The 10,473-nt window shown below is 64.1% G+C and carries 12 protein-coding genes and 1 tRNA gene; 4 read left to right on the top strand and 9 right to left on the bottom strand.

Annotated elements, in window-relative coordinates; genetic code table 11:
* Positions 1–33: 33 nt before the first annotated feature.
* From SM191_RS09870 to SM191_RS09840, 7 genes are all read right to left on the bottom strand, one after another.
* A complete protein-coding gene (locus SM191_RS09870) occupies positions 34–375 on the bottom strand; it encodes a phage head closure protein (protein ID WP_341506046.1) in 342 nt (113 codons plus the stop codon).
* Between the two features lie 23 nt (positions 376–398).
* A complete protein-coding gene (locus SM191_RS09865; protein ID WP_341506045.1) occupies positions 399–692 on the bottom strand; it encodes a head-tail connector protein in 294 nt (97 codons plus the stop codon).
* Positions 693–716: 24 nt separating this feature from the next.
* Positions 717–878, bottom strand: coding sequence for a hypothetical protein (locus SM191_RS09860; RefSeq protein ID WP_341506044.1), 162 nt, complete (start codon positions 876–878; stop codon positions 717–719).
* A 76-nt stretch (positions 879–954) separates the two neighbouring features.
* Positions 955–2,277, bottom strand: coding sequence for a phage major capsid protein (locus SM191_RS09855; protein WP_341506043.1), 1,323 nt, complete (start codon positions 2,275–2,277; stop codon positions 955–957).
* Positions 2,278–2,290: 13 nt separating this feature from the next.
* Complete coding sequence (locus tag SM191_RS09850) at positions 2,291–3,220, bottom strand: S49 family peptidase (protein WP_341506042.1); 930 nt, start codon at positions 3,218–3,220, stop codon at positions 2,291–2,293.
* Positions 3,217–4,398, bottom strand: a complete 1,182-nt coding sequence (locus SM191_RS09845; protein WP_341506041.1) for a phage portal protein — start codon at positions 4,396–4,398, stop codon at positions 3,217–3,219. Before SM191_RS09845 ends, SM191_RS09850 begins: the two co-directional genes overlap by 4 nt.
* 176 nt (positions 4,399–4,574) lie before the next feature.
* Positions 4,575–6,251 carry a terminase large subunit gene (locus tag SM191_RS09840; RefSeq protein ID WP_341506040.1) on the bottom strand — a complete coding sequence of 559 codons (1,677 nt, stop codon included), beginning with the start codon at positions 6,249–6,251 and terminating at the stop codon, positions 4,575–4,577.
* Between the two features lie 215 nt (positions 6,252–6,466).
* Here SM191_RS09840 and SM191_RS09835 point away from each other — a divergent pair, with 215 nt between their 5' ends.
* The 4 genes from SM191_RS09835 (at position 6,467) to SM191_RS09820 (ending at position 9,326) form a co-directional block, all read left to right on the top strand.
* On the top strand, positions 6,467–6,757 hold the full coding sequence (locus SM191_RS09835; RefSeq protein ID WP_341506039.1) for a DUF4326 domain-containing protein: 291 nt from the start codon (positions 6,467–6,469) through the stop codon (positions 6,755–6,757).
* Entirely contained in the window at positions 6,754–7,215 is a 462-nt protein-coding gene (locus tag SM191_RS09830) for a hypothetical protein (protein ID WP_341506038.1), read from the top strand. Before SM191_RS09835 ends, SM191_RS09830 begins: the two co-directional genes overlap by 4 nt.
* A gap of 41 nt (positions 7,216–7,256) precedes the next feature.
* Positions 7,257–7,577 carry a hypothetical protein gene (locus tag SM191_RS09825; RefSeq protein ID WP_341506037.1) on the top strand — a complete coding sequence of 107 codons (321 nt, stop codon included), beginning with the start codon at positions 7,257–7,259 and terminating at the stop codon, positions 7,575–7,577.
* Positions 7,578–7,706: 129 nt separating this feature from the next.
* Positions 7,707–9,326, top strand: a complete 1,620-nt coding sequence (locus tag SM191_RS09820) for a recombinase family protein (RefSeq protein ID WP_341506036.1) — start codon at positions 7,707–7,709, stop codon at positions 9,324–9,326.
* Here SM191_RS09820 and SM191_RS09815 read toward each other — a convergent pair.
* A tRNA-Gly gene (locus SM191_RS09815) sits at positions 9,292–9,365 on the bottom strand. The genes SM191_RS09820 and SM191_RS09815 overlap by 35 nt on opposite strands.
* A gap of 88 nt (positions 9,366–9,453) precedes the next feature.
* Positions 9,454–10,431: an NAD-dependent epimerase/dehydratase family protein gene (locus tag SM191_RS09810; protein WP_341506035.1), complete on the bottom strand. Its 978-nt coding sequence runs from the start codon at positions 10,429–10,431 to the stop codon at positions 9,454–9,456.
* Positions 10,432–10,473: the final 42 nt, after the last annotated feature.

Here is a 10,473-nt window from a genome sequence, read left to right as displayed (position 1 = left end):
CTTGACCGCATCGCGCCCCGTGACCTTGGCCACTTAGGCGGGGTTCCCCGCCGGGGTACTTTCCTCGGCCATGAACTCGACCAGATAACGCCGCCCGATTTCAGCCGGACCGGCGACGATTTGCAGCACGCGGCCATCGACAATGAACCGCATCCGGGCATTCAGTCCCGCCCGGTAGCGGATACGGATGCGCGCCGGTCGCTTGGTGATGGTCAGGCCCTCGGCGAGATTTTCCCCCCGGCTGGGCAGCGTATCGCGGACCTCCGCCCAAATCTTGCCGACGGTGACGGCCTCCCATTCCCCCCGCCCGGCGCCAGCAAAGGACTTGTCCGCTTTCGGCCGTTCCAACTGGACGCGCTTATTGGGCCGGAACACGGCCCGCTGATCCTTTCCAGCCATTAGCCGACCGATGGACGGCAATAGGGGCCGACCAGAGCAGTCAGCGCCGTGGTGTTGGAAAATGGATCTTCGGGATTGTTGTATAGGTCGATCAGCGCCACGCGGATGCCGTGCACCACGGGCGGCGGAAGCTGCCCCTCCGGCCATCCCCGATCCCCGGTCAAAGGCCGCTCCATATAGTCCGCGACGAACTGAATTGCGGTGGCAATCAGCGACTGCAACAAGCCGTCGCTGATTTCGTCATCGACCTTCAGCCATTCGCGGGCAGTGGTCAGCGAAATGATTTCCGCCATGTCGCGTACCCCGCCCGCGACCCGTCAGGCCTGCGCCCCGGAGGGCGCGTCCTTCTTGTCGGCCTTGACCGCTACGGCCGTCTTGGCCTCGACAAGTTCCTTTTCGGTCTTCTCATCGAACGAAGCGATTTCCCCCTTGTTGTAGAGGGTTCCGACCTGCGTAGTTTCCAGAAATTTGACCGCCATGGGGGCCTCCATAAATGGCGACGGCGGACCCGCAGTGCGGACCCGCCGTCATGGGATTGGGGAAGGATCGGAGGGCTTACGGAGCCCAGGTTACGCCGGTCAGCACCGCCGCTGCCCGATCGTAGCGCAGCTGCGTGTCGTGTTCTTCGATCAGGCGGATAACGGTTTCGTCGTTCGAGAACGCCGACCGGATCGTACCGCCATCGTCGTAGGCCGCCGTATCAGAGGCAGCGAGCGCGACCTGATACGTGTCACCGATCAGGAATTGCGACCAGTCGCCGAAATACAATTCCGACTCGTTGCCGCCCGCACCGAGATTGTCAGGAACCGAAGTCGTCTCCGCGATCTTGTAGCCCTTGAGCGTCCCGTTCGCCTCGATCGACGGATAGACGATGTTGCCGTTGCCGTCCCGAAGGCCCGCCAGAAACTCGCGAACGCGCGGGCTCATGATCCAACCGCAGTTGATCATGGGCACGTTGGCGTTCTTCACCGCCAGCGTCATGCGGCCCAGATCGGAGGTAACGCCGGTCAGGTTCGCATTGGCGCTCATGGACAGCACATTGCCCGCCGCGATCAGGTAGCGAACGCCAGTCGGAGCAACGGTGCTGCCTGCCGCACCGCGCAGGAATTGCTGGTCTTCCTTGACGGCCGCGCTGTCGAGCAGATCATCACGGACCATCTGATCCACGCCCCAGCTGGCGCGGCGGATCAACTGATTGGTGATGGGGACCAGCGCCATCAATTTCTTGGCCGTCATGGTCAGCTGACCGACCTGCATGTCGGTGGTGGGAGCCGGAACACGCTCACCGACATAGCCCGCCTGCGTCCCGGCCGTCTTCTTGCGCATGGTCAGGTTGCCGTCCGGCATCGGCACCGATCGCGCGCCAAGATTGCGGATCACGACACGGGGACGCAACAGCCCGATGAAATCGCGGCTATAGTCCGTATCGACCAGATAGCCGCCCTTGGTGCTGGTCGACTGTTCCATGTTGGCGACAATCTGGCCGGTTTCATCACCGAACACCTGTTGCGCGTGGTTCGCCATGGCGCGCTGATCGTGTCCGCCGGTCGCGGCGAGCGACAGGGCGATACGGCCGACCATAACGCCCGGCTCCAGCTTTTCCTGCACGGCCGCAGGAACACGCCCGCCCGCGCCGGTAGCGCCCGCGCCTCCGACATGGATCGGCGAAGCAGCTGCCGCCTTCAGCGCCAGCATCGACTCTTCACGGCCGACCGCCGCCTGAAGTCGATCGGCTTCGGCCTTGTGCTTGTCGAACGCCGTCTGTTCGTCGGCGGTCAGATCGCGATTGTTATCGTTCGCGGCCGCGTCGAGGATCGCTTCCATCGACTGGACTTCGGCCGCCAGACTTGCCCGTAGCGCGGTAATGCGCATCGTCATTCTCCTTGGTGGATTACAGCCCGGCGCGCGCTTGCGCCAAGGCCAGGTGGTTCGCCGCGACGGCCCGCCGGGGCGCTGCCGGTGGGGCGTTGCGGGCAAGCCGGCGGATCGCCCCGTCAAGGCCATCGGCCTCCACGCGGTCGACCATCCCGGCCGCCTTGGCGTCCTTCCCGGTCAGGGTGCCGCCCTGACCGAAATCGGCCCGGACGGTAGCTTCAGAGACACCGCGCCCCTTGGCGACGGTGCTAATGAACACGGATTCGATTGCGTCGAGCGTCGAGCGCAAAGCCGCCCGGCCTTCCTCGGTCGAAAGGTCCGGGCGCTTGTTCGGCGCGTTGGAGCTGGTGATATCGATCGACCGACGCCCCGACATATCGGGCCCTTCCTGATAGGAAGTGGACATGCACACGCCGATCGAGCCCACGACGCCCGTTGGATCAAGGCTGATCCCACCCGACGCTTGACTGGCGATCCAGTAGGCGGCCGAACAGCATTGGCCGGACACATGCACCGCGAGCGGCTTGGAGAAATTGGCCACGTACCGCGCAAAGTCGTGGACGCCCGATACCGCCCCACCGGGACTATCGATCGTCATCAGGACGTTGCGGACCTCCGGCGACGCCTCCAATGCCCGCAGATCGGCCGCAACCGCGTCCAGCGTGGTCGCGCCCGAAGTCGCTAGGCCGCCAGCACGCGGAAAGACCGGACCGAACATGGGCACGATGCCGACGCCATCGCGTAGGGCCGCCGTCCGCGTCCCCGGCGCGCGCTCCCCCATCCGCGCCGTCGCATCGGCGAACCGCGCCTCATGGCCGTCCCGCTCGACCGCGATCAACGCGGGATGATCCATCATGCGAAGGGCGATTGCCTCGATCGCGTCGAGATAGGCGGGCACGATGGCCCACGGCTCCGACCGGATCGCAGCCAGAACATGCTGGTTCATTCGTCTTCCTCGGACTGTTGGGGTGGCGCTGGCGGCCGGGGTGGCTGGGCAGAGGCCTGCCCTTCAATCTGCGAACCGGACCCGACGCGGTATTCGTCGCCGCCCGGCCGATCGTTCATGTTTTCTTTCCGGCGGACCGTGTTGGGGTTCATGATCCCCTTGTCGATCGCGAGGGCATAGGCCTGATACCGGGTCAGAATATCGCCCTTCAGCATCGCCTCAGGCATGAACTCGAAGAAATGACCCTCTTCCGCAAATTGGTGGGTCATATGCGCCGCGCCGCGCTCGAAGTGTGACAGCATCGAATACAGATACAATTCTAGGCTTTGATGCTCGATATTCGAGAATGTCGCCCGGCTCAGTTCGAACAACACATGCGGGGCAACGCCGAAGGCGCGGGACACCTCCAGAACACCGAAGCTGCGCGATTCGATGAACTGCGAAGCCTTGTTGTCGTGCGCCAGAAATTTGGCGTCCATTTCCTGATCCAGCACCGCGACCGAACCCGCATTTTGCGGACCCGCAAAGCGTTGCTGCCAGTCGGACCGGATCGCCTCTTTGCCCGGCCGGTCAATCTTTGCCTTGGTCGTCAGGATCGTGGATGGCTGGGCGTTGTTTTCCCAGAACCGGCGGGCAAATTCGCTGGTCGACGCGGCGGATTCGAACGTGTTGCCCAGCAGCTTCAAGCGGTCGATGCCGACCAGTCCGTCCCGGCTAAACCCAGGCACAAACCATATGTCGTTCCGCGTCAGACGATCGCGTGACCCATCGGGCAGTTGGGCGTCGTAGAACATCTCCAGCCCGTCCTGCCGGTCCCAATGCTGAACCGGCGCGATCCCATCTGGCACCAACCGGCTAAGCGCGTTGGGGCGATACAGTTCGTCGCGGTGGATGAAGGCCCCGAAGCGTCCCCGCATCAGCAGGTCGCCCATCATCAACTCCTTGAGCAGATAGGCGGGCTGGACGGCGTTGGCGCTGATCGACAGCATTCGGGCTTGCGGCGCATTGTCCACCCGCTCTTTGCCGTCCGGCGTGTTGCGGTAGTAATGAACGGGCGTCATCGCGTAGAGCCCGCACAGCACCTCCAGCGCGCGAAGCACGGCAGGAACGGTCATTGCCCGCGCTTCACCCATCGGGGCACCCGACCGGTTGCCCCCCAACAGGTTCAGCACGGTCATCCCCCTGGGATCGCTCAGACCATCCGCGCCCGCGATCGGGGCGGACTGCGCCGCGTCACTACGGATCGGAAGGCCTTCGCCGGAGGCGTGCGCCCCCAGCTGCACCGCGTCGACATGGGACGCATCGGCCCGGAACGCGCGCGCCGCGTTCCGGGCGCGATCGATAAATCCCATGGTCAAATCCCCGTATATTCGAATGAACCGGCCGCGACCGGGTTTTCCGTCATCAGCATCACCGCGTTGAACATCGCGGCCAGCGGATCGATTTTGGCGCTGGGCGTGGCCTTCACGATGGCTACCGCGCTTGCGCCGCGCGGCTCCATCTTCGCGTTGCCCACACACCAGCGCATCAGTTCCTTGCCCTCATGGCGAAGGGTGCGGGCCGCGACCTTGCGAGCCGCGCCCTTGATCGCGGCGCTTAGCTTGTATCCCTGCCCGATCGAGCGAAGTTGCTTGTCGGGGTCGAAATCCCGCGCGACCAGTTCGTCCACGATGGCCGACACGCCCACCGGGTCGAGGCCGATCGCGCCAGAGTCCGGGAACAACCCGGCATCGCGAACCCGGCAAAGCACGTCCACCACGCCGCGCACGTCATCGGTTAGTTCCTGATCGTCATCCTCGGCTTCCAGATCGATGACCGCTTCGTCCGGCATCTCACACCGGAACAACGAACCTTCCTCAACCAGCTGGTTGAGGATGGTCGCGATATCCGCCCGTCGCTTCCAGACCACGGACCAAGCCCATGCCCGACACCAGACCAGCCAGCGCTTGGAGCCCTTTTCCCGGCCGATCAGGCACAGGCCCAAAAGGTCATCCAAGCCGCCGCCATCGATCCCGGCCACGATGACTTCGCAACGCCGGATCAGATCATCCAGCGACAGTGCGCTATCGGCCGCCGCGTCCCAAAAATCCGCGCCGGTCCACCGATCCCGCGCTAGGCGGGTGCCGATTTCGACGTTCAGATGCTTGGCCAGGAACTTCTGCAAATCCCCCGGCTCGCCCGCGCGGGCCTCCGCCAACTTCTCTTCAATGAACTCGATATCGACCGACCGGCCGATATTCGGATTGGTGATGTAGAAATTGTCGGGGTCTAGATAAGCCTCCGCGTCCAGCATCGCTTGAGGCCACTCATAGAGCATCCCCAGCTTACGCTTGTTGACGATCGTTCCGTCTCGGACGCCCCGGAACTGGTCCAGTCGATCCTTAAAGACGCCGCGCGGCAACTCATCGCTATGGGTCGACAGGTAGACCGTAAAGCCTTCGCGGCGGGAAACCTGCCCGCCTGTCGCCTCCATAAGCATAGCGGAAGCACTGGCCTGTTTGCCGAACTGCCATAACTCTTCGACCAACACGAACGCGGCCTTTTTGCCGCTTACCACGCCCGCGTCCGCCGACACCACCTTCAGTTCGGACTTGTTCACTAGGTGCCGAATTTTACGTTCGTGATCGACCGGATAGAGGATTTCAAGCAACTCGGGATCGGCCCGAACCATGCCCGCTGCCGGGGTGAATACGTTGTCCGCGACTTCCTTGGTCGGGGCCAACACCAGTAATTCCGCCGAATGCCGCCAGTTGCGTATCAGGGCCGTGACCATGATCCCGGCCGCGATGGTCGACTTGGAGTTTTTCTTGCTGATCAGGAGCATGAACTCCCAAATCAGCCGCTTGCCCGCCTCCGCGTCGTAGGCCCCGAAGATGGCCGCGACGAAATCGAACACGAACTGTTCGCAGGCCTCGCCAAAGGTGGGCTGGCCGGGAACGTCCACGATGCGCAGACCCTTGAAAATCTCCAGGGCGGCTTCCGCCTCATCTGGAAACAGGGGCTCCATCGCAATGAGCGATTCCCCGGCCACGATCCGCCTTTCCCAATCGGGGCAAGCGGTCGACCACTCCAACGCCATCAGTTGATAAGCCTCGGCGGTGGTGGTGGTGCGTACTTCCCACGGACCTCCGCCGCCTTCTGTTGCGCGGCGGCCTTCTTGCCCGGCTTGACGGCTTTGGGCGGCGCTCCACCGATGCGCGGACGCATCACCGCTGTTTCGCTCGGTAGCGATGGGAGGAATGAGGCATGATCGCGCCTTGCCGAGTCCAGCTATCCCGCAAGAAGGGTTGGCGGATGCCGCCCAACACCGTGAAGGTCGATCGCACCACGCGGTGGGGCAATGATTTCATTATCGCGCACGAGGGTACGCGGGAGCGCGCTGTGGCGTTCCACCGTGAATACGCCATCGGGGTCGCTCGCGAGATACCTAACTATTTCGAGGCGCTGCGCGGCAAGAATCTCGCCTGTTGGTGCCCACTCGATAAGCCCTGCCACGCCGATGTTCTCCTAGAGATTGCGAACGGGCGCGCGCCATGATCGGCGTCACCTTCGCATCCGATGCGCGACCGGCCTACCCCCGCTTGCGGGATCAGTGGTCGCAGCTGGCGCAGGCGTCGGAACAGTTCCTCGCCGATCGTCGCACCAAAGACCCGGCCGCAGTCGGAAAGGGCATCATGAAGCCCGACGACGCGCGGCAAAGGGAACGCGTGATGGCCGCCGTGGTCGCCATTTGGCGCGACGTGGAAAGCCTCGCCGAATTGGAAATGCCAGCGGAATGGCCGCACCTTTACGGTGCGAGCCTGTCCGAAATTCAAGCGGACCTTCGGAGCGTGGCGAAGGCGACCGCCGCACTGGCACGCGATCGGACCATGATCGAATGCGCTGCGGCCTTGGCATGGCAGTTTGAGCCGGTCGCACCGGGCGCGCTGCCCCATATCTGGATCGCGGCGGACCATGTTCTGTTCATGGCGCGGACCGATCGGGAGGCAGCGTAATGGACTCGTTACAAGCCCTCCCGGAAAAGAAGCGGCCGCGCGTGGCCTACCCGCCCCGCGAGTGTCCCGAGTGCAGGGCCATCTTCACGCCTCTCGATCAGCGCCAGCTATTTTGCTCGGTCGAGCATCGTACCGCATGGAGCAACCGGGCGACCGTGCGCGGCCGGGTGCTGACCCTCTACGCCATGGCCGCCCGCCAGACGCGGGACGGGACGCGAGGCGACAAGGCCACCGGCAAGCGCGCCGCTCAAATCCGAAACGGCTTGATGCAGCGCTACCGGGATGAGGATCACGAAGCGGGCCGTATGGATGCGGTCAGCTTCGCGGCCCTTCGCATCCGGCATGGGTTCGACCCGATATGAACGCCCCGTCGCGAATCGCCCGCGATTCGGGCAAGGATCACGATCCGGCCCTAATCGAGTTCGTCAAAGCGCTCGCACGACAGGCCGCCGCCCGCGATATCGACCGGGCGCGACAGAGGAAGACAGACAGTGCGGACCGTCATTTACGCCCGGTTCTCCAGCCACCTTCAGAATAGCCGCTCGATCGAGGATCAGATTGCCGTCTGTCGCGAACGATGCGAGCGCGAAGGCTGGACCATCCTCGACATTTTCACCGACTATGCGATTTCCGGCGCGGCCGGGATCACCGAAGCCCAGCGCCCCGGCCTTGCCGCCATGCTGGCGCGGGTCGAGGCGGGTGGCGTCGATCAGGTTCTAGCGGAATCCACGGACCGCATTGCCCGCCACCAAGGCGACAGCTTCGCCATTCGGGAACGCTTGAGTTACGCTCGCGCCCGGCTGTTCACGCTGTCGGACGGCGAGGTCAACGACATTTCGGGCACCTTCAAGGGGCTCATGGACGCGCAGTTCCGCAAGGAGCTGGGCGCGAAGATCAAGCGCGGCCAGAAAGGCACCGTGGCGTCCGGCCGCTCCCCGGCCGGGCTGGCCTATGGCTATCGCACCGCGAACCGGATCGACGCCAGCGGCCGACCCGTGCGCGGCCTGCGCGAAATCGACCCGGAACAGTCGGAAGTCGTCCGCCGCATCTTCCGCCTCTTTGTCGACGGGCAAAGCGCCAGGACGATCGCCGGGACATTGAACCGCGAAGGCATCCCCGGCCCGCGCGGCGCGATATGGCGCGCCTCGACCATCAATGGTGACGGCCCGCGCGGCAACGGTATTCTTCGGAACGAACTCTATGTCGGCCGACTGATCCACAACCGGACCAGCAAGGTTGTCCACCCGGCGACCCGCAAGGTGGCCATCCGCGTCAACCCCGCCTCGGAATGGATCACCGAAGAGGTTCCCCACCTCCGCATTATCGCGCAAGAGGATTGGGATGCGACCCGAACGCGATTCGACCATACGGCCCAAAAGCCGCTCCGCCGCCGCGTAAGGACGCGCAGGATGCTTTCCGGCCTTGGACAGTGCGGCCTTTGCGGCGGGTCTTACATCGTCATCAGCGGCGATCGTTGGGGATGCACGACGCACAAGTTTGACGACAGCTGCCCAAACGGGGCGACGATCACGAACAAGCGGTTTGAAGAGCGCGTGCTGGCGGGTCTCACATCGAAGATGCTCGACCCCGACATGGTGGCAATCTTCGTGAAGGAGTATCACGAGGAATATGCGCGCCGGGCGGCGGAAACGCGCCGCGACACCACCCGCCTTCAGCGGGTGATTGACGAAGCCGAACGGAAGGTTTCGCGACTGGTCGCGGCCATCGCCAATGGCGGCGGGGAATTTGCCGAAGTGAAAGACGCGCTGGCGCAGGCCCGCCAAGATCGCGACGCCGCACGCGAGGAACTGAGCGCCGTCGAGGCGCTACCAGTCGTCGCGCTCCACCCGACCGTCGCAGCGGACTATCGGCGTGAGGTGGAAAACCTGCACATGCTGTTGAGCGACCCGGACGCCAAGGAAGCGACGATACCGGCGCTTCGCGCCCTGATCGACCGTATCGTCCTCACACCCACCAAATCGGGGCGCGGCGTCGATATCGAGGTACAAGGCCGCCTTGCCGCGATCATCGGACTAGCGACCGGAAAGCCGATTGTGGAGGAATGTACGGTTGTGATGGAGCGGGTGAAGGGAATCGAACCCTCGTCGTAAGCTTGGGAAGCTTCTGCTCTACCATTGAGCTACACCCGCGAAGCCATTCGGATGGGCATGTCCTCATCCGATTGCGTGCACGCTCACTATTCAAACCGGCGGAGCGTTGCAAGGACAAAGCGGTGCGTCAGACGCGGTGATAGTCGCGGTACCATTTGACGAACCGCCCCAGCCCCTCTTCCAGCGCCACCTTCGGTCGATAACCGGTCAGGGCATGGAGCCGCGAGACATCGGCATAGGTCGCGGTCACGTCGCCGGGCTGCATCGGCTTCATGATCTTGATCGCCTCGCGGCTCAGCGCGGCCTCCAGCGTGGCGATCATGCTCATCAGGCCAACCGGGTGGCTGCCGCCGATGTTCAGGATGCGGTGCTCGCCGCCGTCATGCGGGCGGTCGAGCACGCCGACGATGCCGTCGACGATATCGTCGATATAGGTGAAGTCCCGCGCCATGCGGCCTTCGCCGAAAATCTCGATGGGCTCACCGGCCAGGATGCGCCGGGTGAAGGAGAAATAGGCCATGTCGGGCCGCCCCCATGGCCCATAGGCGGTAAAGAACCGCAAACCGGTCTGCGGGAAGCCGTAGAGCGTGGCGTAGGACTGGCTCATCAACTCGCCCGCCCGCTTGGTGGCGGCATAGAGCGAGACGGGCGCAATCGCGGGCTCGTCCTCGCGAAAGCCCTGCCCGCCCATCGGCTTGTCGCCATAGATGGAGCTGGACGAGGCATAGACCAAATGTTCGAACCCCGGCTGGTGCCGACAGGCCTCCAGCACGGCGAGGTGGCCCGCCAGGTTGGAGCGTTCATAGGCGAAGGGATGGTCGATACTGTGCCGGACGCCAGCCTGCGCCGCGAGATGGACCACGCGGGTGATCCCATGCTGCCGCATCAGCGAGGCGATGGCATCCGGTTCGGCAATGTCCAGACGGTGGAAGGTGAAACCGTCCATGCCCTCGAAACTGGCGAGCCGTGCCTGCTTGAGCGCGGGGTCGTAATAGTCGTTGACGATATCGACACCGATCACCCGCTCCCCACGGGCGAGCAGGCGATGGGCGGTGGCATGGCCGACAAATCCGGCCGCGCCGGTCACCAATATGGGGGCGGTCATGGCGGTCAGCGTCCGAACATCATGTCGCGAAACACCGACGCC

Origin of the sequence: Sphingomonas sp. 2378, from assembly GCF_038084995.1 — a bacterium.
Taxonomy (GTDB): domain Bacteria; phylum Pseudomonadota; class Alphaproteobacteria; order Sphingomonadales; family Sphingomonadaceae; genus Sphingomonas.
The sequence above is the reverse complement of the archived record's forward strand: the minus strand, read 5'-3'. Positions and strand labels throughout refer to the sequence as shown.

Bases quoted from the DNA above. Each gene is read 5' to 3' on its own strand.
- SM191_RS09865 (WP_341506045.1), bottom strand. From the start codon at position 692: ATGGCGGAAATCATTTCGCTGACCACTGCCCGCGAATGGCTGAAGGTC.
- SM191_RS09860 (WP_341506044.1), bottom strand. From the start codon at position 878: ATGGCGGTCAAATTTCTGGAAACTACGCAGGTCGGAACCCTCTACAAC.
- SM191_RS09855 (WP_341506043.1), bottom strand. From the start codon at position 2,277: ATGACGATGCGCATTACCGCGCTACGGGCAAGTCTGGCGGCCGAAGTC.
- SM191_RS09850 (WP_341506042.1), bottom strand. From the start codon at position 3,220: ATGAACCAGCATGTTCTGGCTGCGATCCGGTCGGAGCCGTGGGCCATC.
- SM191_RS09845 (WP_341506041.1), bottom strand. From the start codon at position 4,398: ATGACCGTGCTGAACCTGTTGGGGGGCAACCGGTCGGGTGCCCCGATG.
- SM191_RS09835 (WP_341506039.1), top strand. From the start codon at position 6,467: ATGATCGCGCCTTGCCGAGTCCAGCTATCCCGCAAGAAGGGTTGGCGG.
- SM191_RS09830 (WP_341506038.1), top strand. From the start codon at position 6,754: ATGATCGGCGTCACCTTCGCATCCGATGCGCGACCGGCCTACCCCCGC.
- SM191_RS09810 (WP_341506035.1), bottom strand. From the start codon at position 10,431: ATGACCGCCCCCATATTGGTGACCGGCGCGGCCGGATTTGTCGGCCAT.